The following is a 23,355-nucleotide window of genomic DNA, read 5'->3' as shown; positions in this document are numbered from 1 at the left end:
CGAACGCTATGAATTCCCAGGTCCGGGGTCGTCACCGCAGGGTGGACACTCGCACGTAGCTCGCACGGGGGACAGACTGGGCCCGTGTCCAGCACCCTCGACCTGATCCGCGCGGAGATCGTCGCCGACCCGGCCAACGCCTGGGCCTGCGAGGCGGGCTACGAGCCGCTGTACGCGGCGGCGTCGGGCGCCCGGATCGTGCTGGTGGGGCAGGCGCCCGGCCGCAAGGCACAGGAGAGCGGCAAGCCCTGGAACGACGCCAGCGGCGTGCGGCTGCGGTCCTGGCTCGGCGTGACCGACGAGCAGTTCTACGACCCCGACCTGTTCGCCATCCTGCCCATGGACTTCTACTACCCGGGCAAGGGCGTCTCGGGCGACCTGCCGCCCCGGCCGGGCGTCGCCGAGCGGTGGCACCCGCGCATCCTCGCGGAGCTGCCGCACCGCCGCCTGACCGTCCTGGTCGGCGGGTACGCCCAGAAGTACTACCTGGGCGGCCGGGCCAGGAAGACCCTGACCGAGACCGTGCGCGCCTACCAGGACTACCTGCCCGACATGGTGCCGCTCGTGCACCCGTCGCCACTCAACTTCCGCTGGCAGGCGAAGAACCCCTGGTTCGAGGAGGACGTCGTCCCGGCGCTCCGGACGGCGGTCGCAGCGGCGCTCGGTCCCGCCTAGCGCGGGGCGGCCCGACGGCGGTCACCCCGCCCAGGCGAACCCGTCCGGGTCCGTGAACTGGCCGACGTCGCCGCCCACGGTGAGCCGGTGCGAGCCCGCGCCCTCGGCCGGCACCCCGGCGTCCTTGGCCAGGGCGGCGCGCTTGTAGAGGCCGAAGCCGATGGGGCTGGAGCCCATGCTGAAGTCGACGTACGAGCCGAAGCTCTTGCCGACCTTCAGGCCGTGCCCGGTGTAGAACTTCTTGCTCGCCGAGACGTCGTCGGCGCCGATCAGGAGCACGATCTCGTCGAACCGGCGCGCGGCCGGGGTCGTGTCCTTCTTGGCGGACGTCGCGACCTTCCAGATGGTGCCGTCCGGCGCCTGGACCACGCCGCCGTGCCCCCACAGGGACTTGGCCAGCGGCTTGAGCACCGTGGCGCCGGCGCCGACCGCGCCGTCGAACAGGGCGTGGACGTCGCCCGGCTGGGAGGCGACGAGGGAGATGTGGAAGCCGCGGAACCCGGAGGTGGGCGACTCGCCGGCGGCCAGCCGGAGCCGGTCCTCGCCCAGGCCGAAGGCGGCGTCGTAGAAGGAACGTGCGGTGCTGGGGTCGGCCACCTCAAGGGTGACGGAGTCGATGTGTGCCATGCCGACCACGTTAGGGAGCGGGCGGCACGGCACGCTTCTCGATTCCTGACGGGTGCTCCCGCCCGGCCGAGTGGTCCCGCCCGACGACGCCGAAGCGCACCAGCAGGCCCCGGACCAGGCCCGACAGCGCCATGAGGAACAGCCACGTGTACGACGGGACGATCAGCGCCAGCAACAGGGTCAGCGTGAACAGCAGCGCCACGGCCAGCGGCGTCGCCGGGAGCGTCGCGTCCACCGCGAGCCCGGCCGCCCGCCGGTCCCGGCGCTCGACGACGGCGATCACGAACAGCAGCCAGGCGCTCACCGCGAGGTTGCCGACGTACGACGCCACCAGCGCGCGGTCCGTGTCCAGGCCGCCCGTCAGCGCCGTGACCACGGGCATCAGCGTGATGGTGAACAGCCACGCGAGCTGCAGCGTCAGGTGCTGCTGGGTCAGAGGCGTGTCCGGCGACTGGATGCCGTGGTGCATGCGCCAGAACATCGCGATGATCAGGAAGCTCAGCGAGAAGGCCAGGAGCTGCCAGCTGTGCTCCCCGGCGTAGTCGCCGAGGGTCTGCTGCTCGTCGACCGCCTCGGACACGCTCTCCATCAGCGGCAGGATGAGCAGCGTCAGCGCGATGGCGACCGCGGCGTCGAGGAACGAGATGAGGCGCTCGCTGCTGCGCGCGGGCGGTGGTGCGGTGTCCATCCGGACCTCCCTTGACCTGGACCTGCTGGAACCGGCCGAACCCCCTGCCGGTGATCCTGCCACGCCGTGCCGCGCTGAACCGCGCGGGGCGCGTAGGAACCGCCGGATGTTTGACGGATCATTTACAGCGCTGTAAATTCCGACGGTCGCCGCGAGCAACGGAGTTCGAGCATGGGAGATGCAGCGTGAGTCCAGGTCCTGGTCGTTCCGCCCCGGTGAGCCGACGTTCCTTTCTGGCCGGCTCCGCCGCAATGGTCGCGCTCGGCGTGGCTGGCTGCGCGCCCTCCTCGTCGTCCGGCGGCGGTGCCGGCGGTGGCGGCGTCACCCTGCGCTTCTACGAGCAGAAGCAGGAGGTCATCGCGTACTTCGACGAGCTGCTGCGGCGGTTCGAGAAGGAGCGCCCCGGCATCACGGTGATCCACGACAGCACCGTCGCCATCGCGCCGCAGTTCGTGCGCAACGAGCCTGCCGACGTCGGCTGCTTCAACGACAACCTGGAGCTGGCCCGCTACATCAAGCGCGGCGTGCTCGGCGACCTGTCCGACCTCCCGTCGGCGCCGACGGTCCGGACCGACATCGGCGAGCTCACCGACCAGTACGCCACCTACCCGGGCCGCACCAGCGTGCTGCCGTACTCGCTCGCCGCGGCCGGCGTCATCTACAACAAGAAGATCTTCGCGGACCACGACCTGCCCGTGCCGGAGACCTGGTCGCAGTTCGTCGACGTCTGCGACGAGCTGGTCGTCGCCGGGATCACGCCGGTCTACGCGACCGACCGCGACACCTGGACGCTCTGGCAGGGGCTGTTCGACTACTCGGTCGGCAGCCTGGTGGCCCCCGGCGAGTTCTTCCGCCGCCTCAAGGAGCTCGGGACCGACGTCGGGCCGGACTCCGAGGTCTCGTTCGAGAAGGACTTCGCGGTGCCGATGGAGCGCGCCAAGACCATCTCGTCGTACTTCAACAAGGACCACGCGGTGCGGGCCTACGCCGACGGCAACCTCGCGTTCGGCAAGGGCGAGGCCGCCATGTACCTCCAGGGTCCCTGGGCGCTGAGCCAGATCGCGCTGGTCGACCCCGACCTGGAGATCGGCACCTTCGCGCTGCCCGTCTCCGAGAACCCCGACGACCGGCAGGCGCGGGTCAACATCGACCTCGGCCTGTGGATCCCGACGGCGTCCCGGTTCCAGGACGAGGCGCGCGAGCTGGTCGAGTTCCTCATGCGGCCTGACATCATCAACGCGTACAACAGCGACAACCTCGCCTACTCGACGCTGACGGATGCCCCGCCGCAGCAGGACGAGCGGCTCGCCGGGCTGCAGGACTACGTGGACCGGGCGGCGTTCTACCAGGGGGCCGGGACATTCGTGCCGGCGTCGATCCCGCTCGGGAACTACCTGCAGTCCGCGATCCGCAGCGGCAACTTCGAGGGCATGCTGCGCCAGCTCGACGCCGACTGGCGTCGGCTCGCGGGACGGGAGGCCACGGTATGAGTGGAACAACGATGTACCAGCCCGGTGGCACGACGACGGCGCGGGGCACGACGACGTCCCGGCGCACGACCCAGCGACGGGTCGAGCCGCTGTACTACGTGTTCCTGGTGCCGACCCTGCTCGTGTTCACGGCGTTCGTGATCGTCCCGGCGCTGATCGGCATCTTCTACAGCCTCACCGACTACGTCGGCTTCGGCGACTGGTCGTTCCTGGGACTGAGCAACTACGCGGCCCTGTTCAGCGACCCGCGCATCCTGGAGTCGTACGGCTTCACGCTCGGGTTCGCGCTGGTCACCGTCGTCGTCGCCCAGGTGGTCGCGCTCGCGCTCGCCGTCGCCCTGACCCGGCGCATCCGCTTCGCGACGACGCTGCGCACCGTGTTCGTCATCCCGATGGTCGTCTCCGGGATCGTCGTCGCGTACGTGTTCAACTTCCTGTTCTCCAACTCGCTGCCGGCCATCGCGACGGCGGTCGGGTTCGGGCCGCTCGAGGAGAGCATCCTCGGCAACCCCGACCTGGCCTGGCTGTCCATCGTGATCGTGTCCGCGTGGCAGACCATCCCGGGCGCGCTGCTGGTCTACACCGCCGGGCTCACGTCGATCCCGAGCGACCTGTACGAGGCCAGCGCACTGGACGGCGCGACGCCCTGGCGGCAGTTCCGGTCCATCACCGTGCCCCTCATCGCGGGCTTCATCCTGATCAACACGATCCTCGGCGTGAAGGGGTACCTCGGCGTGTACGACGTCATCGTCGGCCTGACCGGGGGCGGCCCCGGCACCGCCACGAGCAGCGTCGCCATGACGATCTTCGGCGGCTTCACGGGCGGCGACTACGCCTACCAGATGGCCAACGCCACCGTGTTCCTGGTCGTCACCGCGCTCATCTCCGTCGCCCAGATCGTCGCCACCCGAGGAAGGGCGGTCCAGCTGTGAGCACCGTCGACGCACCCCGCGCGGCCGGCCCGCGCCCCGGACCGGGCTCTGGCCCGCGGCCGGCCGGCCGGCCCTCCGCCCGGTGGTCCCGGCCCGGCCGCGTGCACCGCACGAGCTGGCCGCTGACCGTCCTGCTCGGCCTCGCCACGCTCACCGTCCTCGTGCCGCTGTACGTCACGCTGTCGATGGCGTTCAAGACGAGCGGCCAGTCCGCGGACGGCAACGCGTTCTCCCTGCCGGCCCCGTTCAACCCCGCGAGCTTCGCCGAGGCCTGGACGCTCACGCGGTTCCCGGTCTCGTTCGGCATCTCGCTGGCCGTGGCCGCGATCGCCGTCGTGCTGACGCTGTTCCTCAGCTCGCTGGCTGCCTACGCCATCGCGCGGAACTGGTCGCACCGGTTCTTCCGCTGGTCGATGATCTACCTGCTCGCGGCCCTGTTCCTGCCGTTCCCCGTCGTCGCGCTCCCGCAGATCCAGCTCACGGCCCTGACCGGCCTGGACAACCCGTTCGGCGTCGGCATCCTGCACGCGATGTTCCAGCTCTCGTTCAGCGTGCTGCTCTACACCGCGTACCTGCGCTCCATCCCGATCGAGCTGGAGGAGAGCGCGCGGATCGACGGCGCGAGCACGTGGCAGATCTTCTGGCGCATCATCCTGCCGCTGCTCGGGCCGATGAACGCGACGGTCGGCATCTTCGCGTTCCTGGCGTCCTGGAACGACTTCATGATGCCGTCGCTCATCATGTCCGACCCCACGTTGCAGACCCTGCCCGTGGTGCAGAACATCTTCCAGAGCCAGTTCGGCACCAACTACAACGTCGCCTTCGCGTCGTACCTGATGGCGATGGCGCCGAGCATCATCGCCTACCTGTTCGCGCAGCGCTGGGTGATCAGCGGCGTGACGCAGGGCGCCGTCAAGAGCTGAGCTGTCGCAGGGCCCGAGATCGAGCTAGCACCGAGCCGGAAAAGCACCGAGGAGTTCCATGTCAGAGATCGTCGACAGCCTGTCCGTCGTCCGGCCGCTGCCGGAGGCGGCGCCCCGCGCGCTGCCCGAGCAGCAGGTGCTCGGCGCTGGCTGGCGCATCACCGTGCTGAGCGACGGCGTCTTCCGGATCGAGCGGTCCGCGGACGGCGGGTTCGAGGACCGCGCCTCCACGTTCGCGATCCGGCGGGACCTGCCGCCCGCGGAGTTCGCCGTCGAGCGCGTCGGCGACGGCGTGGTGCTCACCACCGCGCGCGCCCGGCTGCGGTACGACGGCGGGGAGTTCACGGCGAGCGGTCTCGTCGTCGAGATCCTCGGGCGCGACTCGGGGCGCTGGCGGTACGGCGAGCCGACGCGCGACCTCGGCGGCACCGCCCGCACGCTGGACGACGTCGACGGCCGGGCCGAGCTCGAACCCGGCGTGGTGGCGCCCGACGGCATCGGCGTCGTCGACGACTCGACGTCGTTCCTGTTCGAGGACGACGGCTGGGTGGGCTCCCGCGTGCCCGGCCGCCAGGACCTGTACGTGTTCGCGTTCGGCCGCGACTACGCCGAAGCCGTCGGCGACCTGTACCGGGTCTCCGGCCACCCGATGCGGCTGCCGCGCTGGGCGCTCGGCAACTGGTGGAGCCGCTACCACCCGTACAGCGACGAGTCGTACCTGGCGCTCATGGACCGGTTCTCCGGCGAGGGCATCCCGTTCTCCGTGGCCGTGATCGACATGGACTGGCACCGGGTCGACTCCGTGCCGGAGCGCTTCGGCAGCAGCTGGACCGGCTACTCCTGGGAGCCCACGCTGTTCCCCGACCCCGACGCCTTCCTCGGCGCGCTGCACGAGCGGGGACTGCGCACCACCCTGAACCTGCACCCGGCCGACGGCGTCCGCGCCTTCGAGGACGCCTACCCGGCGATGGCCCGCGCCCTGGGCGTGGACCCGGACACCGAGCAGCCCCTCCCGTTCGACCCGACCGACCCGGCCTTCCTGCGGGCGTACTTCGAGCACCTGCACCACCCGCTGGAGCAGCAGGGCGTCGACTTCTGGTGGATCGACTGGCAGCAGGGCCGCACCTCCGGGATGACGGGCGTCGACCCGCTGTGGGTGCTGAACCACTTCCACCACCTCGACGCCGCCCGCGACGGCAAGCCGGGCATGACGTTCTCCCGGTACGCGGGCCCCGGCAGCCACCGGTACGCCGTCGGTTTCTCCGGCGACGCCGTGGTCTCGTGGGAGTCGCTGGCGTTCCAGCCCGAGTTCACCGCGACCGCCGCCAACATCGGCTACGGCTGGTGGAGCCACGACATCGGCGGGCACACGCGTGGCGTGCGCGACGACGAGCTCGCGACCCGGTGGGTGCAGTTCGGCGTCTTCTCGCCGATCATGCGGCTGCACTCGGCCAACAACCCGTTCATCCGCAAGGAGCCGTGGGTGTTCCCGCCCGAGCACCGCGCCGCGATGGACGACGCCCTGCGGTTCCGCCACCGCATGGTGCCCTACCTGCACACGATGAACCACCGTGCCGCCGCGGGGGTACCCCTCGTCCGGCCGATGTACCACCTGGAGCCGCGGCGCGGCGAGGCCTACCGCGTGCCCAACCAGTACGCGTTCGGCAGCGAGCTCGTGGTCGCGCCGATCACCGCGCCGCGCGACGCCGAGTCGCTGCGGGGGAGCACGCGGGTGTGGCTCCCCGAGGGGCTGTGGACCGACATCTTCACCGACGCCGTCTACCAGGGCGGACGCACCGTCGAGATGCACCGGACCCTCGGCTCCGTGCCGGCGCTGCTGCGCGCGGGCGGCATCCTGCCGCTCGACGCCGGGACCGACCTGGACGCGACGCGCAACCCCGAGGCGCTGGAGGTGCTCGTGGCGCCGGGGGCGTCGGGCGAGCTGGTGCTGGGGGAGGACGTCGAGGACGGTGGGGTGGGGGCGGCCGGTGCCGGAGCCAGTGCGGACAGCGCCGGACCCGCGGCGACGACCGCGCTGCGCTGGGACCGCGACCGCGGCGAGTTCCGTATCGAGCCGGTGCGCGGCGACGCGAGCGCCGTGCCCGCCCAGCGGGACTGGACCGTCACGTTCCTGGCCGGCATCCCCGCCGGCCCGGTGACGGTGAACGGCGTCGCGGTGCCGGTGGACGGCGTCGACGGCCGGTGGAGCGTGCGCGCGTCGGGGCCCGCGGCGGACGAGATCGTCGTCCGGATCGAGGGCGGCCCGCTGCGCGTCGGCTCGGACCGTACCGAGGCGGCGCGCGTCGTCCTGGAGTCGGCGCAGTCGGGCAACCCGGAGAAGCTGGAGGCCTGGGACATCGTCAGCAGCACGCGCCCGGTCGCCCAGAAGCTCGCGGAGCTCGCCGCCGTCGACCTGCCGGAGTCGGTACGCGCGGCCCTGGTGGAGCAGCTCGCGGCGGTCGACCCGTCGGCCCGCTGAGGGTCGGATCCGGCTCGGCCGGCGACACGATGACAGACGAAGGGTGCCGGGTGGGCTGAACTTCGGACGGCTGAGCCCCGAGCTCTCCGGCTGTCCCGGACTGTCCGGTCGCGGTGAAATTTCAGGGTCCCAGGCGAACGAAGTTCAGCCCACCCGGCCACCCCTGGAAACTCACCTGTCGACCAGCCGGCCGTGTCTAGCGGGGGAGCTCCGGGGCGCTCTCGCGGTAGCGGATCGTGTGGCCCACCGTGACGTGGCGGCCCGGGCCCGCGTAGCCCTCCAGTCGTTCCAGCAGGAGGTCGAGGGCGCGCTCGGCGAGCTCGCGGGTGTCGGGCGCGACCGACGTCAGGCTGGGCGCCGTGCTCGCGCCGAGCTCGATGGCGTCCCAGCCGACGACGGCGACGTCGCCCGGGACGTCCAGGCCGTGCCGGCGCAGCGCGCGCAGGGCGCCGATCGCCGCGAGGTCGTCGCGGCACAGCAGCCCGTCGAGCTCCAGGCCGGCGTCCAGCGCGGCGGCGAGGGCCTCCTCGGCGTCGCGGGCGTCGCCGTCCTGCCGCCGCGCGACGAGCAGGGACGGGTCGACGGGCAGCCCGGCCTCGGTGAGCGCGGCCCGGTAGCCCTCCATCCGCAGCGTCGAGGTCCACGAGACGTGGTCGGTCTCGTGACCGAGGAACCCGATGCGGCGTCGTCCGGCACGCACCAGGTGCCCGACGGCGTCGCTGGCCGCGGCGACGTTGTCGATCGCGACCTGGTCCGCGCCGTCGGGCTGCGGGTCCTCGCCGAGGAAGACGATGGGCAGGCCGTGCCGCTCCCCGTCCAGGTCGCGGGCGGTCAGGACCTGCGGCTGCAGCACCATCCCGTCCATGATCCCGGCCTCGGGGTCGCGCAGCACGGACCGTTCGCCGTCCGCCGTCGCGCCCGTCTCCGCGAGCAGCAGCCGGTAGCCGCGCGCCTCGGCGACCCGGGCGAAGACGTGCGCGAGCTCCGCGAAGTACGGCCGGCGCAGGTCCGGGAAGGCCAGCCCGAGCATGCTCGACCGGCCCGTCGCGAGGCTGCGGCCGGTGCGGTTGGGGCGGTACCCGAGCTCGTCGATCGCGGCCTGCACGCGCTCGCGCATCCGCGGGCTGACGTGCTGGTACCCGCGCACCACGTTGGACACGGTCTTCATGGAGACACCGGCGTGATCCGCGACGTCCTGCAGGGTCACCCGGTTCATGACGAAAGATTAGATCAGGCCCGGTCCCGCGCTCGGAACCGGGCCTGACCGTCCAAGCAGGTCAGCCGACGACGGCGTCCACGGCCGACGTGCTCGACACCGCCAGGCAGGTGATCGCCGCCGCCGCCGACCAGGCCTGCGGGCGGCACGCCGCCGGGTACGGCGTGGGGACGCCGGCGCGGGTCGCGGGGTCGCCGCCGTGCAGCTCCGGGACGCGGTACTCGAAGCCCTCGGCCGCGGCGAGCAACCCGTCGACGGCCTGGCGCGCCTGGCCGGCGAGCCCGGCCCGGTGCATGCCGTGCACCGCGATGGCGGTGTCGTGCGTCCAGACGCTGCCGCCGTGGTACGACAGCGGCCAGTAGCCCGCCGCGCCCGTCGACATCGTGCGGATGCCGAAGCCGGTCGACATCGTCGGCCCGAGCAGCAGGCCCGCGACGTGCTCCTCCTCGGCCGGGTCGAGGATGCCGGTGCCGAGCAGGTGCCCGATGTTGCTCGTCAGCGTGTCGACCGGGCGCTTGTCCCGGTCCAGCGCGACGGCCGGGTACCGGCCCTCGGGCGTCTCGACCCAGTACGACGCCGCGAACCGCGTGCGCAGGTCGGCGGCCCAGGCGCGCAGGGCGGCGGGGCGCAGGTGGTCCGACGTCGTCGTGCCGGAAGCCGCGGTGCCGGAAGAGTCAGGGTCGAACGCCTCCAGGAGGTCCGCGCCCGCGAGCGCCGCCTCGTACGCGTAGCCCTGCACCTCGCAGAGCGCGATCGGGCCGTCGGCGAGGGCGCCGTCCCGCCACTGGATGGAGTCGCCGGAGTCCTTCCAGCCCTGGTTGGCCAGCCCGCGCCCGGTGCGGTCGATGTAGTCGAGGAACCCGTCGCCGTCGCTGTCGCCGTGCTCGACCAGCCAGGTCAGCGCGCCGCGGAGCGTGGGCAGCAGGGCGGCGACCTCGTCGTCGGGCATACCGGCGCGCCAGGCGTCGGCGAGGAGGCAGACCCACAGCGGCGTCGAGTCGACGCTGCCGTAGTAGAGCGGGGGCAGGACGACGCCCTCGCCGGGGATCTCGAGCGGCGTCGCGCGCAGCTCGTGCAGGATCTTGCCGGGCTCCTGCGCGGTCTCGGCGTCGTCGGCGGCGCCCTGCAGCCGCGCGAGGACGCGCAGCGTGGAGGCCGCGACGCGGACGTCGAGGGGAAGCGCGAGCCGGGCGGCCCAGATCGCGTCCCGGCCGAACAGCGTGAAGAACCAGGGCGCGCCGGCGGCGAAGAACTCGTCGCCGGGGTGGCCGGGCAGGGTCAGGCGCAGGGCGTCGAGGTCGTCGAGGGCCGTGTCGAGCCAGCGGCCGAGGCGCGGGTCGGCGCCGTCGGGCAGGGTGATGCCCGACGTGCCCACCGTCGAGCCGGAGCTCAGCCAGTCGCCGGAGGCGCCGCGGACCACCATGGTGTCGTCCTGCAGGGCGAGCGACCAGGCCGCCTGCGCCTCGCCGCGGGCCGGGACGTCCAGGGCCCAGACGGCCTCGATCTCGCCGTCCGTGCCTACGGTCACGGTGGCGCCGTCGGCGGTCAGCGTGAAGGAGGCGCCGCCCGAGCGCGCCGTCGCCGAACCCTCCGCGACGGTGACGGCGGGGGAGGTGCCGGTGCCGCTCGCATCAGCACCGCCCGCGAGCCCCGCCTTGACCTCGTGCAGCGTCGCGAAGTCGGGCCGCAGCCGGAGCCGCAGCGTCACGCGCGTCGGCGCGGTCAGGTGCGAGGCGACGGTCCAGGTCTCGGCGAGCGACCCGTCGGCGACCCGGCGGTCACGCACGAGGCGCACCTTGGGGTCGGGCGTCGTGTCGTCGGCGCCGCGCAGCAGGCCGCCGAACACCACGTGCGAGGCGCTGTCCGGGGCGACCGTGATGTACTCCACGGCTGACTCGGCGCACTCCAGCACCAGGCCGCGCACGTGCCGGACGTCGCCGTGGTAGACGCCGTCGATCGGCGCGGCGCCGAGGTCGCCGTCCCGCCCGGACCACACCTGGGTCGGGGCGCGCAGGGCGATGACGGCGTCGCTGAGCAGCGGCTGCAACGGCTGGGCCGGCTGCGGCGACGGGGTGGTGGACGGCGTCGTGCTGGGCGTCATTCCTTGACGGCTCCTTCGCTGGTGTTCATGATGCGTCGCTGGAACACGAAGAACACGACCGCCACGGGGATGGTCATGATCGCCGCGGCGGCGAGCTTGATCGGGTACTGGCTGCCCTGGCTGAGCTGGCCGCTCGCCAGGGAGGCGACACCCTTGGTGAGGGTCGTCAGCTCGGGGGACTGCGCGGCGACGATGAAGTGGCTCAGCTCGTTCCAGGAGCCCTGGAACGACAGGATCACGATCGTCACCAGGGCGGGCCGGGCCATGGGCAGCACGACGGACCAGAAGATCCGGAACGTGCCGGCGCCGTCGATGCGGGCCTGCTCCTCGACCGACGCGGGGATCGACTCGAAGAAGTTCTTCATGATGAACACGCCCGCGGCGTCGACCAGCAGCGGCAGCACCATGCCCGCGTACGAGTCGTAGATGCCGAGCTGGTTGATCACGAGGAACTTGGGGATCAACAGCACGACGGTCGGCACGGCCATGACGGCGACGAGCGCCGCGAAGACGACGCCGCGCCCGCGGAACTGCAGCCGGGCCAGCGCGTAGCCGGCGAGCGAGTCGAAGAACACGCGCCCGGCCGTGACCAGCACGGTCACGACGGCGGAGTTCGCGAACCACACCGGGAAGTCCGACCGCAGGAACAGGCGCCCGTAGGCGGACCAGGTCAGCGGGTCGGGGACCAGGGAGACGGGGTCGGCGGCGGCGTCGGCCTCGGTCTTGACGGACGTCGCGAGCTGGACCAGGAACGGGTACACGTAGACCAGCGCCAGGAGCACCAGCAGCGCGTAGAGGCCGATCTGCCAGGTCAGGGCCTTGCGGGACAGGTGGCGTACCCGACGGCGCGGCGCGCTGCGGGGCGCGTCCATCGGCGGGCGGGCGGTGGTGGCGAGGCTCATCGGGGGTCCTCCGTCGGGGAGGTCCGGCCGGAGTCCGGGGTGGCGTCAGGGGCGGCAGCGGCAGCAGCCGCGGCCGCGCGTCGTCGGGCCCGCTGAGCGGCCGCCCGCCGCGCCTTGCGCGGCACGTCCGGGCTCTCGCGCAGGACGAACCGCTGCAGGATCGTCAGCAGCACGATGATGACGAACAGGATGAACGCGATCGCCGCGCCCTGGCCCCACTCCTGGGACAGGAACGCCGACTGGTAGCTGAGGTACGCGGGAGTCAGCGTGGTCTTGCCGGGGCCGCCCTGCGTGCCGGTGTAGATCTGGTCGAAGACCTGCCAGCAGCCGATCAGGCCGAGGGTCAGCACCGTGAACAGCGTGGGCCGCAGCTGCGGGAGCGTGATGCGCCAGAAGCGCTGCCAGCCGTTGGCGCCGTCGACCATCGCTGCCTCCTCGACCTCGGGGGTGATGTTCTGCAGGCCGGCGATGAACAGCAGCATGAACGTGCCGCTGGTCGTGAAGATCGCCATGAGCACGAACGCCGACATGGCCACGGACGGACCGGCCAGCCAGTCCCACCAGGTCACGCCGAGAAAGCCGTGCTGGGTCAGCGCGTCGGGGCCGCCCTGCACGCCGAACACGCGCAGCAGGTTGTGCAGCACGCCGCTCGGCTCGTTGAACCAGTTGGGCCCGGCGATGCCGAGCCGGGCGAGGACCGTGTTGACCACGCCCGACGTCGAGAACAGGAACAGCCACAGCACGGTGATCGCCACCGAGCTGGTGACCGACGGGAAGTAGAACGCGGTGCGGAAGATGCCGCGGCCCCGCAGGACGGCGCGGTTGACGAGCACCGCCAGGAACAGCGCCAGCGCCGTCTGGAGCGGCACGACCAGCAGCACGTACCAGGCGTTGTTGCGCAGGGCGATGCCGAAGTCGCGCTCGGCGAGCCCGCCGCCGGTGGTGACCGCCGCATAGTTGTCGAACCCCACGAAGCCCACGCCGGACGACAGCGGGCTGCCGCGTCCGGACCAGTCCGAGAAGCTGACCCAGAGGGCCATCAGGACCGGCACGAGCAGGAACACGCCGAGGATCACGAGGACGGGCAGCGTGAAGAGCCAGCCGGCCACGGCCTCGCCGCGCCGGATCCCGCGACCGGGACCCTGCCGGGCCTGGTCAGGCCCGGCAGGGTATCCGGCGTCGCGTGGCGTCGCGAGAAGAGACATCGTGACTACTCGGCGATCGCTTCGAGGTTGGACTGCGCCGTGTCGAGGATCGCCTGCGCGTCACCGGTCTTGAGCGACTCGAGCTGCGCGTTGAGGTCGGTGATGACGTCGGTGGCGCCGGCCCAGTTCGGCGGGAACTGCGCGTAGGCGGCCCCGTCCAGGAACGCGGTGAGGTCCGGGTTGGCGCTGGTCCAGTCGGCGGCGGCCGACTCGATGGACGGCATCGGGCCGAACGCCTCGGAGAACGCGAGCTGCTGCTCGGTGCTCGTCAGGTGCTCCACCAGGCTCAGCGCGGCCTCCTGGTTGGGGCTGTCGGCGGCCATGCCCCAGCAGTTCGTGAACTGGAGGGTGCCCGGGCCGGCGGGGCCGGCGGGCAGCTCGGCGACCGTGTACTCGACGTCGGGGAAGTCGTTCGTGAGCGCGCCGGTGACCCAGTTGCCCTCGATGACCATCGCGGCCAGCTCCTTGCCGAGGGCCTCGCCGCCCCAGCCGGCACCGAGGTCCGCCGCGTAGGCGAACGTGCCGTCCTCGAGGTGGCTCTGCACGTAGGTCAGGCCCTCGACGCTGCCCTCGCTGTTGGCGACAGGCTCGCCGTCGACCACGAGGCCACCGCCGGCCTGCGCCATGAAGGTGCCCACGCGCTGGTACTCGGCGCCGAACGAGAGACCGACCTGGTCGTCGGTGGTCAGCGTCTTGGCGACGTCGGCCAGCTCGTCCCACGTGGTGGGGATGTCGGCGTCCGTCAGGCCCGCGTCCTCCCAGAGCTGGGTGTTGATGACCAGGCCCAGCGTGGAGAAGTCCTTGGGCGCGCAGTAGAACGTGTCGTCGACCGTGAAGTTCTCCACGAGCGACGGGTAGAAGTCGTCCTTGTTCGCCAGGAGGTCGCCGTACGGCTGGAGCGAACCGTTGTCCGCGTAGCCGGCGATCGCCTCCGGGGCGAGGTAGAACAGGTCCGCGGGCGTGCCGGCCGCGAAGCCCTGCGAGAGCTGCTGGGGCAGGTCGCTGGCGACCTGGACCTCGGCCTCGACGCCGGACTCCTCGGACCACGCCGCTACGGCCTCGGTGACCGCGTCGGTCTCGGCGTCGCCGGACGAGCCGATGAGGACCGAGAGCGCGTCGTCCGAGCTGGTGAGCTCCTCGGCACCCGCGGACGGTGCGTCGGCGGTGTCCTCGAAGCCGGAGCCGCCACAGGCGGTGAGCGTCAGCGCGCCGGCGACGAGGAACGCGCCTGCGCCGGCGAGCCTGCGCGAGATGGGCCGTGTCATGTCTCTTCTCCCTTGATGAGCCACGTGTGTGGTGCAGTTTGAACGATCAAATTATGCTGTGCAGGAGGCTATGGAGAGCTCGGGTGCTGTGTCAAGGTGGACCGGGGTACTGACGGCGCACCTAAGATGACGTTCCGAACATTCACGACACTGCCGGGCGGGGTAGCCCGGTTCGTGTCCGGTTCATGACAGCGCAGGCACTACGACGGCACAGGTCCGACGACGTACAGGGGAGGGGGCGCGATGACGAAGGCCCCCACCGTGGAGGACGTCGCCCGCGCGGCCGGCGTCTCGCGCCAGACCGTCTCCAACGTGCTGAACTCGCCCGACATCGTGCGCGGCCCCACCCGCGAGCGCGTCCAGCGTGCCATCGCCGAGCTCGGCTACCGCCCGCACGCCGCCGCCCGCCGCCTGCGCACCCGGCGCAGCTCGACCATCGGGGTGCGGCTCGACCCGTACGCGGGCGGCATCTCCGGCGTGGTGCTCGACCGATTCGTGCACGCCCTGACCGAGCGCGCCAGCGAGCGCGGCATGCGCGTCCTGCTCTACGCCGCGCGCACGCCCGGCGAGGAGATCGAGCGCATCGGCGACCTCGTCGACGGCGGCGAGATCGACGCCGTCGTCCTGACCGGCACCTCCCACGAGGACACGCGCACCACCTGGCTCCAGGCGCGGAACGTTCCCTTCGTCTCGTTCGGCCGCCCCTGGCGGGCCGACGGCGTGGCGGGCGGGGACGCGGTTGACGGCGAACCGGCGCATGCTGAACCTGCGCACTCTGAGCCAGCGCACTCCTGGGCCGACGTCGACGGCGCCGCCGGGACGCGTGCCGCGACGCGGCACCTGCTCGCCGAGGCCGGTCCGCGGATCGCCTTCCTCGGCTGGCCCGAGGGCTCGGGCACCGGCGACGACCGTGCCCGTGGTTGGAGCGAGGCGATGGCCGGCGCCGGTTCGGCCGGGCCGCGGTGGCACACCGAGGAGAGCGTCGGCCTGGCGCGCGAGCTGACCGGCGCAGCGCTCACGGCCGACCCCGCCGTGGACGCCGTCGTCTGCGTGAGCGACTCCCTGGCGATCGGCGCGCACCTCGCGGCGACCGCGCTCGGCCGGCCGGACCTGCCCGTCGTCGGGTTCGACAACACCCCCGCCGCCGAGGCCCTGGGCATCAGCAGCGTCGAGCAGCTCCCGGAGCAGGTCGCGGCCGGGGTCCTGGACCTGCTCATGGGCCCGACGGGCGGCGTCGTTATCCGTCGTGACCCCGCCGAGCAGCCGGAATACGTGCTGGTCGAGCCACGGCTCGTCGTCCGAAAGACGCACGCGAACCCCTGACCCCCCAACCCGCCGAACACCCAGCCCCACCCGCCCAAACGGCCTCGTTGAGTGCTGGATATTCGTCCTTCCGCGGCCCGAAAAGGGCGAAAACCCAGCACTCAACGACGCCGTTTGGGCAGGCTGGGTCAGGGGAGCGAGGCCGTGGCCCAGGTCGTGCCGTCCGGGGTCGTGAGGCGGACCGAGAGGACGTCGCGTACCGGGACGCCGAGCACCCCTCCCGCCGTGCACGTGCCCGTCGTCACGACGCACGAGCCGAGCGCGATCTCGCGGTCGGGCGGCGTCCCGGTGTCCGTGGTCCGGCGGTCGAAGTTCGTGTGTCCGGGCTCCGTCGCGCGGACGCCCCTGCCGTAGGGCGCGACGGTGTTCGTGCCGTCGGCGTCGCCCGCCGCGACCACGGTGACGTCGTAGCGGGTCGCGGTTCCGGCGTCGCGCACGACGACGTAGGCCCAGGAGGGGTTGCCCTCGTAGAGGAAGGCGGTGCCGACCGACGTCGCCGCGTCGCCTGCCGAGCCGTTGGTCGCGCCGTCGACTGAACCGCCCGCTGAACCGTCTGCTGAGTTGTCCGTCGGGGCATTCGTGACGAGGTCGGCGGCGGCGAGGTAGCGGCCGCCCGCCGTGTCGAGCGTCGCGCGGTACGACGAGGCCAGCTCGCGGTCCGGCGCCGTGACGACCCAGACGCTCGCGCCGCCCGCCGCGAGCAGGCCTACCCCGAGGGCCGCGGCGACGACGGCGCGCGGGGCGCGATGCCGCCGGACGGTCGCCGGGCCCGGGTCGTCGTTGTGCTGGGTGTCGCTGTGTCGGCGGCTGCGAGCCGGGCGCGTGCCTGCCCCGGGACGGCCGGTCCAGTTCCCGGTTCCTGCCTTGTCCCCGCGCTCGCGCACGCCCTCGGACGCGCCCAGCCGCGCCAGGACACGCCCCTCGAAGTCGGCCGGGGGCTCCCGCTCGGGGACCAGGAGCAGCAGCTCATCGGCAGCCGCGGCCAGCGACGACAGCTCGTCGCGGCAGCGGTCGCACGTCGCGAGATGCTCCATGACGGCGCCGCGCGTCGGGCCGTCGGCGACGCCCAGCGCCACCTCGGTGAGCGCATCGCGCAGCTCGGCGCAGCGGTCGGTCCCGCCTGTGCCCGTCCCCCCGATGCCCGTCCCCCCAGTACCCGTCCCGCCTGTACCCGTCCCGCTCATGACCGATCCACCTCCCGGCTGCTCGCCAGCTCGTCGCGCAGGTGCCGCAGCCCCAGCCGGATGCGTGTCTTGGCCGTCCCGAGCGGCACACCGGTCCGCTGCGCCACCTCGGACCCGCTGAGCCCGAACACCGCCGCGAGCACCACCGCCGTCGCCTGCTCGCGCGGCACGTGCGCCAGCGCGGCGTTCACGGTGGCGCCGGTCGCCACCTGGTCCGCGAGCCGGTCGGGGTCGGCGGCGGTCGCGTCCGCGCTGTGCGCCGCGATCCGGTCCGCCATGACCACCGGGTCCACGGGCACGTCACGCCGCATCCGCAGCACGTCGATCGCGGCGTGCCGGGCGATCGCGAGCAGCCACGTCGTCGCCCGACCGCGCCGCGGGTCGAACCCGTCGGCGTGCCGCCAGGCGCGCACGAACGTCTCCTGCGCCACCTCCTCGGCGACCGCGGGGATACCGACCACGAAGAGCGCCAGCCCGTACACCCGCGCCTGGTGCCGGCGCACGAAGACGGCCGCCGCGTCCGGGTCGTCCGCGGCCATCCCGGCGAGGAGCGCCTCGTCCGATGCCGTCATGTCCTTCCCTACGTACCGGGACCCGCTGCCGGATCTCGACCCTGGGATATTCGACCGCTCCGATCTTCGGCCGCACATGTTCGACCGGTGCGATATCCGACCGCCGCGACTTTCGACCGCCGCGATTTCGACCTTCGCGATTTCGACCTTCGCGATTTCGACCGTCGCGCGGTGCGAGAGATCCGCTGGGCGCCCCGCCGCGTAGGAACAGATGACGGACGTCGTCAGCGGCGCCCGGACGTACCCGGTTCGACAGGGGCCGGGAGCGGACCCGGACCGAGGAGGTAACCATGTCCAGACTACGAGGAGCACTCGCAGACCGGGGAGCAAGGGGAGTACGCGGAGGCCGGAGCGCCCGGCTCGCCGCCGGGGCGGCGCTGAGCCTCCTGCTCCTGGCGGGGTGCGGCAGCGGCGGTGGCATCGGAGGCGGCTACGGAGGTGGCGGCGACCAGGGCGGCTCGGGCAGCTCGGGCGGTTCCAGCAGCTCGAGCGACTCCGGCAGTTCCGGCAGTTCCAGCGGGGGCGGCGGGGGCGGCGGTATGACGCTCAAGATCACCTCACCCGACGCCGGAGCCACGGTCGAGGTGCCGTTCACCGTCGACCTGTCCTCCAGCGTTCCATTGGGCCCGACGGATTCGGGCAAGCACCACGTGCACGTCTTCTTCGACGGCGACGACCAGCAGTACCTGGTGGTCGAGGGCGACAGCGTCCAGGTGACCGACCTGCCAGCCGGCGAGCACGAGATCGACGCCTCGCTGCGCAACGCCGACCACTCGGCGGCCGGGGTGGAGACTCACATCGACGTCACCGTGGGCTCGGCCGGCTCAGGCGGCTCGGGCAGCTCGGGCGACAGCAGCACGGGCGGTATGGAGGGCGACGGTGGCAGCTACTGAGCACCACGACTCCGCGGCTGACCCGGCGGCTGGCCCGGCCGAATCCGCTGGGCCGGCCACGGGCCGCGACGTCGGGCCTGGGGCTGATTCCGGTGCCGACGATTCCGGCACCGACCTTTCCGGCAAGACGACGGTCGAGCGCAACCCCCGCGTGGCCCGCTGGTTCCACGCCGCCGTCTACGTGGCCGTGATCCTGTTGCTGGTCACCGGATGGTGGCTGCTGCTCGGCAACGAGGGCGACCCGAGCGTCGTCGCGCGGATCACCGGCGTGTCCGACACCGACGTGCACACCGTCACGGGCTGGGTCCTGGCCGGGCTCACCGTGCTCGCCGTCGTCGTCGGAGCGAAGGGCTGGCGCACGTTCTGGCGCGAGTCCGTGCGCTTCCAGCACGGCGACGGCGCGTGGTTCCGGCGCTGGCCGGCCGCCGTCCTCACGGGGCGGTTCGGGCGGCACGAGGGCCGGTTCGACCCGGGGCAGCGGGTCGCGAACCTCGTGCTCGTCGCGACGCTGCTGGTCCTCGTCGTGTCCGGCGTGGGGCTGGCGCTCGTCAGCGGTGGGCCGGCGTTCGTCTGGTTCGCCGCGGTGCACCGCTGGGCGGCGTACGCGGTGACGCCCGTCGTCGTCGGGCACGTGATCATCGCCTCCGGCATCCTGCCTGGGTACCGCGGGGTGTGGCGGGCGATGCACCTGGGCGGCCGGCTGCGCGAGCGCGACGCGCACCGTGTCTGGCCTGGCTGGACCGAACGTACGACGGGCCGCACCCACACCCCGCGCCACCTCCACTGACCCCGACCGACCTGACCCGACCCCCAAACCCGGCCCGCCCCCAAACCACCCCGAAAGTTGGGTGCTGGATATTCGCCCTTCTGGAGCGCGAAAAAGGGCGAATATCCAGCACTCAACGAAGCCGCTCCGAAGCGGGGCGGGAGGGGCGGGACGGGAGGGGGGTTACTCGACCAGCTTGCCCTCCGTCGAGACCTCCTGGGCCGCGATCAGGGCCGCGATCTCCGCCGGGACCTCCGGGATCTCCTCGCGGACGATGCCGGTCTTCGGCGACCAGACCAGGTTGACCTGCAGCGTCGGGTCGAGGTCCGGGTAGTCGCTCCGGTTGTGGCAGCCGCGGGTCTCGCGGCGCTCGCGGGCCGCCTCCAGCGTGGCGCGGGCCGCGATGAGCGACGCCTTGAGGTCGAAGGCGTGCGCGAGGTCCTGGAACCCGGCGATGTCGGGGTGCACGCCGATCTGAGCGGCGCGCGCCTCGATCTCGTCCAGCTCGCGCAGACCCGCGGTCAGTCCCTCCTCGTCGCGGACGACGCCCGCGTGCTCGGTCATCGTGTTGCGGACCGCCCGCTGCTGCGCGCGCACGTTCTCGTGCCCGTCGGCCGTCAGCAGGTCGGCGACCTCGGCGCGGGCGAAGGCCTCGGCGTCGTGCGAGCGGCGCTGCGCCTCCAGCCCGGCGGAGTAGGCCGCGGCGGCGCGTCCGACGAGGCGCCCGAACACCAGCAGCTCGATGAGCGAGTTGCCGCCCAGGCGGTTGGCGCCGTGCAGGCCGCTGGAGGCCTCGCCGATCGCGTACAGGCCGTCGACCTCGGTGCTGTGGTCCTCGGGCCGCACCCACACGCCGCCCATGGAGTAGTGCGCGGTCGGTGCGATCTCGATGGGCTCGGCCGTGATGTCGAGCATCTGCAGCTCGAGCATGGTCTGGTAGACGCGCGGCAGGCGCGTCATGATCGTCTCGCGCGGCAGGTGCGAGACGTCGAGCCAGACGCCGCCCTTCTCGGTGCCGCGCCCCTCCTTGATCTCGGTGTACGCCGCGAGCGCCACCCGGTCGCGCGTCGAGAGCTCCATGCGCTCGGGGTCGTAGTTCTGCATGAACCGCTCGCCCAGGGCGTTGCGCAGGATGCCGCCCTCGCCGCGTGCCGCCTCCGAGATGAGCGTGCCCGCGGCGTTCTCCGGCTCCAGGATGCCCGAGGGGTGGAACTGGACCAGCTCGGGGTCGCGCAGGCGTGCGCCCGCCTCGACGGCGAGGCGGAACGAGTCGCCGGTGTTCTCGTCGCGGCGGGACGACGTGCGCCGCCAGATGCGGTTGTGACCGCCCGCGGCGAGTATCACGGCGTCGGCGTGGATCAGGTACGGCGTGCCGTCCGTGAGGTCGAACCCGTAGGCGCCGAACACCGCGCCGTCGTGGGTCAGGATCCGGGTGACGTAGACGGAGTCCAGGATCGGGATGTCGAGCTGCGTCGCCCGGTTCACGAGGGACCGCTGGATCTCCAGGCCGGTGTAGTCGCCGGCGAAGGCGGTGCGGCGGTAGGTGTGCGCGCCGAAGAACCGCTGGGAGATGCGCCCGTCGTCCTCCCGGGCGAAGGCCATGCCGTACCGCTCGAGGTCGGCGATGCCCTGCGCGGCACCCTGGGCGACGATCTCGGCCGTGTGGGGGTTGGCCAGGAAGTAGCTTTCCTTGATGGTGTCGGCGGCGTGCTGCTGCCAGCTGTCCTCCGCGTCCATGGTGCCCAGCGCGGCGTTGATCCCGCCGGCGGCGAGCGAGGTGTGGGCGTCCATCCGGGGCCGCTTGCCCAGGGCGAGGACGTCCACGCCCTGTTCGGCGAGCTCGATGGCGGCGCGCAGGCCGGAACCGCCCGTACCGATGACGAGCGCTGTCGTGGAGATGCGACGTTCGGTGGTGTTCATACTCGAGTTGACACCGCAGACCGCCCGGTTGTGACCCCTCTCGGCTGTGACAAGTCAGACGTTGTGACATGTCGGACGGCGACATGTCAGGTGCTCGTCACGCGACAGCGCGCCGCACGTGTCAGACGTACAGGTCACCAGGGTGACCTGTACGTCTGACACGCGCCGGGAGGTGGGGCCGTCAGCAGTGGATCTCGGCGAGCTCCGTGAAGACCGCGCGGTTCAGCGTGAACGCGAGGAGCGTCTCGTCGAGGGTGGCGGTCACCTCGTCGTCGTCCAGGTCGAGCTGGTCCAGGGCGTCGCGGTAGGCGTCCTTGAACACCTTCACCTTGGGGATGTCGGGGAAGGTGTAGAAGGCCACGCCCTCCTCCTCCAGCCCGTAGTGCTGCTTCATCATCCGCTTGACGATCTGACCGCCGGACAGGTCGCCCAGGTACCGCGTGTACGAGTGCGCGGCGTAGTGCGGCAGGCTGCCGCCGACCTCGCGGATGTGGTCGGCGTACGCGTGGGTCGCCGGCAGGATGCGGATCTCGTCGCGCCAGGCCGGGCCGTACAGGAAGGCCAGGTCCCGTTCGAGCGCCGGGACGCGGGCGAGCTCGGTGAAGACGAGGCCGGCGCCGCGGTCATCATCGCCGAGCGCGGCGCTCGCCTCCTCCAGGGCCTCGTAGACCGGCAGAAGCTGGGCCGACAGGTCGGCGTGCGCGGCGCGGCTCAGCCCGCCGGACAAGAGCTCCTCGATGAACTGCTCTGAGTTGGCCTCGCCGTGCGCGGCACGAGTGCGCTCGCGCAGCAGGGCGGACAGGGGGACGGGGGCGGTTTCCTCGACGGGCAGGCTCACGGGGTCTCCTCCGGCGCAGTGCTGACGTGCTGACAATGTGTCATCACCCGGCGATCATAGCAACAGAAGTAAGGCTAGCCTCACCTTATTCACCCGTCGGGGTCAAGGGTTGTTGTCCGACGTCGGCGGGCCTGTCGTAGGTCGTGCGTCAGGCGCCGGGCTAGCGTCGGGGGATGCCTGGTTCAGTGCCCCTCTCTGATGCGTCCCTCTCGGCCGCGCTGCCCGCGCCCGTCCTCGTCGACGTCGAGGTGGACGGCGACGTCGAGCGCATCGCCACCTGGGTGCTGGAGCCGGCGGACCGCGCACCGGCCGGCGACGTCGTGCTCTGCCACGGCACGCCCTGGTCGGCGCGGGTCTGGGCACCCGTCGCGCGTGCGCTCAGCCAGGAGTACCGCGTCTTCCTGTGGGACATGCCCGGGTACGGCGCCTCGCCGAAGGATGCCGGGACGCCGGTCGACCTCGTGGCCCAGCGCCGTCGGCTCGCCGCGCTGCTGCGGCACTGGTCGCTGGGCGGCTCGGTGGACCGGCCGGCGGCCCGGCCGCACGTCGTCGCGCACGACGTCGGGGGAGCGGTCGCGCTGGGCGCCCACCTCCTGGAGGACGCCGACCTGGCCAGCCTGTTCCTGCTCGACATCGTGACGCTCGACCCCTGGGGCTCGCCGTTCTTCCGGCTCGTCGCGCGCAACGAGCCCGTGTTCGCGGCGGTGCCCGGACCGCTGCACGGGGCCCTGGTCCGGGAGTACATCGCGGGCGCCGCGAACCACGCGCTCGCCGCCGACGTCGTCGGCATGCTCGCCGAACCCTGGCTCGACGACGTCGGACAGGCTGCCTTCTACCGCCAGATCGCCCAGCTCTCGCCCGAGCACACCGCGCCGATCGTGAGCCGGCTCGGCGACGTGCGCTGCCCGGTCCGGATCGGCTGGGCCGAGGACGACCCGTGGATACCGTTCGAGCAGGCCGGACGGCTGCGCGACCTCCTGCCCGCGGACTCCGACGGCGGCAGCCCCGAGGTGGTCGCCTTTCCCGGGCGCGGTCACCTCGTGCCCCTGGAGGACGACGCCGCGGTCGGCCGCGCCGTGCTGGCGTGGCTCGCGGGACTCGACGCCGGCGCGGGCCGGGGCTGACGCGCGCGGGCGTGCTGTGCCGGCGTGCTCTGCTGGCGTGCTGTTCTGGATGTGCCGTCGCGGCTGTGCTGTCGTGGTGAGCCGCAAACCTGTGGCGGGCCGGACGCCGTCGGGCATAGCGTGTGCCGTGGTGAGCGTGAGGCGTGACGCACCTCGGCCCGGTCCGCCGGGCGAGCGGCCACCCGCGCGTGCGGCGTACCGACGAGAGGCCGGGGCTTCCCGGCAAAGGAGT

Annotated in this window: 20 protein-coding genes; 9 read left to right on the top strand and 11 right to left on the bottom strand. The window is 72.4% G+C overall.

All coding sequences use genetic code 11. The features are described 5' to 3' along the window. The first annotated feature begins 84 nt into the window (after positions 1-84). Positions 85-675, top strand: coding sequence for a uracil-DNA glycosylase family protein (locus FHX71_RS15725; RefSeq protein ID WP_182617899.1), 591 nt, complete (start codon positions 85-87; stop codon positions 673-675). Between the two features lie 21 nt (positions 676-696). Here FHX71_RS15725 and FHX71_RS15720 read toward each other — a convergent pair whose 3' ends face one another. Next, the gene (locus FHX71_RS15720; RefSeq protein WP_182617897.1) at positions 697-1,302 is read right to left on the bottom strand and encodes a VOC family protein; all 606 of its coding nucleotides are present in this window, start codon (positions 1,300-1,302) and stop codon (positions 697-699) included. Between the two features lie 10 nt (positions 1,303-1,312). Beyond that, entirely contained in the window at positions 1,313-1,990 is a 678-nt protein-coding gene (locus tag FHX71_RS15715; protein ID WP_182617895.1) for a TMEM175 family protein, read from the bottom strand. A gap of 215 nt (positions 1,991-2,205) precedes the next feature. Here FHX71_RS15715 and FHX71_RS15710 point away from each other — a divergent pair, with 215 nt between their 5' ends. The 4 genes from FHX71_RS15710 to FHX71_RS15695 all read left to right on the top strand — a co-directional run bounded on the left by FHX71_RS15710 (position 2,206) and on the right by FHX71_RS15695 (position 7,814). Further along, complete coding sequence (locus FHX71_RS15710) at positions 2,206-3,480, top strand: ABC transporter substrate-binding protein (protein WP_182617893.1); 1,275 nt, start codon at positions 2,206-2,208, stop codon at positions 3,478-3,480. After that, positions 3,477-4,412: a carbohydrate ABC transporter permease gene (locus tag FHX71_RS15705; RefSeq protein WP_376770133.1), complete on the top strand. Its 936-nt coding sequence runs from the start codon at positions 3,477-3,479 to the stop codon at positions 4,410-4,412. Before FHX71_RS15710 ends, FHX71_RS15705 begins: the two co-directional genes overlap by 4 nt. A gap of 101 nt (positions 4,413-4,513) precedes the next feature. Then, positions 4,514-5,335 carry a carbohydrate ABC transporter permease gene (locus FHX71_RS15700; protein ID WP_182618750.1) on the top strand — a complete coding sequence of 274 codons (822 nt, stop codon included), beginning with the start codon at positions 4,514-4,516 and terminating at the stop codon, positions 5,333-5,335. 58 nt (positions 5,336-5,393) lie between these two features. Further along, complete coding sequence (locus FHX71_RS15695) at positions 5,394-7,814, top strand: glycoside hydrolase family 31 protein (protein WP_182617891.1); 2,421 nt, start codon at positions 5,394-5,396, stop codon at positions 7,812-7,814. Between the two features lie 196 nt (positions 7,815-8,010). Here the strand turns inward: FHX71_RS15695 and FHX71_RS15690 are convergent, their stop codons facing one another. The 5 genes from FHX71_RS15690 to FHX71_RS15670 all read right to left on the bottom strand — a co-directional run bounded on the left by FHX71_RS15690 (position 8,011) and on the right by FHX71_RS15670 (position 14,503). Further along, a complete protein-coding gene (locus tag FHX71_RS15690; RefSeq protein WP_182617889.1) occupies positions 8,011-9,030 on the bottom strand; it encodes a LacI family DNA-binding transcriptional regulator in 1,020 nt (339 codons plus the stop codon). A 61-nt stretch (positions 9,031-9,091) separates the two neighbouring features. Next, positions 9,092-11,131, bottom strand: a complete 2,040-nt coding sequence (locus FHX71_RS15685; RefSeq protein ID WP_182617887.1) for a glycogen debranching N-terminal domain-containing protein — start codon at positions 11,129-11,131, stop codon at positions 9,092-9,094. After that, positions 11,128-12,003, bottom strand: coding sequence for a carbohydrate ABC transporter permease (locus FHX71_RS15680; protein WP_182618749.1), 876 nt, complete (start codon positions 12,001-12,003; stop codon positions 11,128-11,130). The genes FHX71_RS15685 and FHX71_RS15680 overlap by 4 nt, the downstream gene beginning before the upstream one ends. A 26-nt stretch (positions 12,004-12,029) precedes the next feature. After that, a complete protein-coding gene (locus FHX71_RS15675; protein WP_220489699.1) occupies positions 12,030-13,238 on the bottom strand; it encodes a carbohydrate ABC transporter permease in 1,209 nt (402 codons plus the stop codon). Positions 13,239-13,243: 5 nt separating this feature from the next. Continuing rightward, positions 13,244-14,503: a sugar ABC transporter substrate-binding protein gene (locus FHX71_RS15670; protein WP_182617885.1), complete on the bottom strand. Its 1,260-nt coding sequence runs from the start codon at positions 14,501-14,503 to the stop codon at positions 13,244-13,246. 243 nt (positions 14,504-14,746) lie between these two features. Between FHX71_RS15670 and FHX71_RS15665 the strand changes: the two genes are divergently transcribed. Continuing rightward, on the top strand, positions 14,747-15,826 hold the full coding sequence (locus FHX71_RS15665; protein WP_182617883.1) for a LacI family DNA-binding transcriptional regulator: 1,080 nt from the start codon (positions 14,747-14,749) through the stop codon (positions 15,824-15,826). A gap of 128 nt (positions 15,827-15,954) precedes the next feature. On the opposite strand, the gene FHX71_RS15660 is transcribed toward FHX71_RS15665, so the two are convergent. Together FHX71_RS15660 and FHX71_RS15655 are read right to left on the bottom strand one after the other, a co-directional pair. Further along, positions 15,955-17,010, bottom strand: a complete 1,056-nt coding sequence (locus tag FHX71_RS15660; protein ID WP_182617881.1) for a zf-HC2 domain-containing protein — start codon at positions 17,008-17,010, stop codon at positions 15,955-15,957. Beyond that, positions 17,007-17,582: an RNA polymerase sigma factor gene (locus tag FHX71_RS15655; RefSeq protein WP_220489698.1), complete on the bottom strand. Its 576-nt coding sequence runs from the start codon at positions 17,580-17,582 to the stop codon at positions 17,007-17,009. The genes FHX71_RS15660 and FHX71_RS15655 overlap by 4 nt, the downstream gene beginning before the upstream one ends. A 290-nt stretch (positions 17,583-17,872) precedes the next feature. Here FHX71_RS15655 and FHX71_RS15650 point away from each other — a divergent pair, with 290 nt between their 5' ends. Both FHX71_RS15650 and FHX71_RS15645 read left to right on the top strand, forming a co-directional pair. Further along, complete coding sequence (locus FHX71_RS15650; RefSeq protein ID WP_182617879.1) at positions 17,873-18,475, top strand: hypothetical protein; 603 nt, start codon at positions 17,873-17,875, stop codon at positions 18,473-18,475. Further along, a complete protein-coding gene (locus tag FHX71_RS15645; protein ID WP_312877061.1) occupies positions 18,462-19,262 on the top strand; it encodes a cytochrome b/b6 domain-containing protein in 801 nt (266 codons plus the stop codon). The genes FHX71_RS15650 and FHX71_RS15645 overlap by 14 nt, the downstream gene beginning before the upstream one ends. Positions 19,263-19,424: 162 nt before the next feature. Here FHX71_RS15645 and FHX71_RS15640 read toward each other — a convergent pair whose 3' ends face one another. Both FHX71_RS15640 and FHX71_RS15635 read right to left on the bottom strand, forming a co-directional pair. Next, entirely contained in the window at positions 19,425-21,161 is a 1,737-nt protein-coding gene (locus FHX71_RS15640) for an L-aspartate oxidase (protein ID WP_182617877.1), read from the bottom strand. 181 nt (positions 21,162-21,342) lie between these two features. After that, the gene (locus tag FHX71_RS15635; RefSeq protein WP_182617875.1) at positions 21,343-21,999 is read right to left on the bottom strand and encodes a biliverdin-producing heme oxygenase; all 657 of its coding nucleotides are present in this window, start codon (positions 21,997-21,999) and stop codon (positions 21,343-21,345) included. Positions 22,000-22,172: 173 nt separating this feature from the next. Between FHX71_RS15635 and FHX71_RS15630 the strand changes: the two genes are divergently transcribed. Next, positions 22,173-23,123, top strand: coding sequence for an alpha/beta fold hydrolase (locus tag FHX71_RS15630; RefSeq protein WP_182617873.1), 951 nt, complete (start codon positions 22,173-22,175; stop codon positions 23,121-23,123). Positions 23,124-23,355: the final 232 nt, after the last annotated feature.

This window comes from Promicromonospora sukumoe, assembly GCF_014137995.1.
Classification (GTDB): Bacteria; Actinomycetota; Actinomycetes; order Actinomycetales; family Cellulomonadaceae; genus Promicromonospora; species Promicromonospora sukumoe.
Note: the sequence above shows the minus strand (reverse complement) of the source record. Positions and strands in the feature narration are given on the sequence as shown.

Coding starts and splice junctions, on each gene's coding strand:
- FHX71_RS15705 (WP_376770133.1), top strand. CDS start 3,477: ATGAGTGGAACAACGATGTACCAGCCCGGTGGCACGACGACGGCGCGG.
- FHX71_RS15650 (WP_182617879.1), top strand. CDS start 17,873: ATGTCCAGACTACGAGGAGCACTCGCAGACCGGGGAGCAAGGGGAGTA.
- FHX71_RS15715 (WP_182617895.1), bottom strand. CDS start 1,990: ATGGACACCGCACCACCGCCCGCGCGCAGCAGCGAGCGCCTCATCTCG.
- FHX71_RS15675 (WP_220489699.1), bottom strand. CDS start 13,238: ATGTCTCTTCTCGCGACGCCACGCGACGCCGGATACCCTGCCGGGCCT.
- FHX71_RS15670 (WP_182617885.1), bottom strand. CDS start 14,503: ATGACACGGCCCATCTCGCGCAGGCTCGCCGGCGCAGGCGCGTTCCTC.
- FHX71_RS15665 (WP_182617883.1), top strand. CDS start 14,747: ATGACGAAGGCCCCCACCGTGGAGGACGTCGCCCGCGCGGCCGGCGTC.
- FHX71_RS15660 (WP_182617881.1), bottom strand. CDS start 17,010: ATGAGCGGGACGGGTACAGGCGGGACGGGTACTGGGGGGACGGGCATC.
- FHX71_RS15640 (WP_182617877.1), bottom strand. CDS start 21,161: ATGAACACCACCGAACGTCGCATCTCCACGACAGCGCTCGTCATCGGT.
- FHX71_RS15695 (WP_182617891.1), top strand. CDS start 5,394: ATGTCAGAGATCGTCGACAGCCTGTCCGTCGTCCGGCCGCTGCCGGAG.
- FHX71_RS15690 (WP_182617889.1), bottom strand. CDS start 9,030: ATGAACCGGGTGACCCTGCAGGACGTCGCGGATCACGCCGGTGTCTCC.
- FHX71_RS15630 (WP_182617873.1), top strand. CDS start 22,173: ATGCCTGGTTCAGTGCCCCTCTCTGATGCGTCCCTCTCGGCCGCGCTG.
- FHX71_RS15680 (WP_182618749.1), bottom strand. CDS start 12,003: ATGGACGCGCCCCGCAGCGCGCCGCGCCGTCGGGTACGCCACCTGTCC.
- FHX71_RS15655 (WP_220489698.1), bottom strand. CDS start 17,582: ATGACGGCATCGGACGAGGCGCTCCTCGCCGGGATGGCCGCGGACGAC.
- FHX71_RS15720 (WP_182617897.1), bottom strand. CDS start 1,302: ATGGCACACATCGACTCCGTCACCCTTGAGGTGGCCGACCCCAGCACC.
- FHX71_RS15685 (WP_182617887.1), bottom strand. CDS start 11,131: ATGACGCCCAGCACGACGCCGTCCACCACCCCGTCGCCGCAGCCGGCC.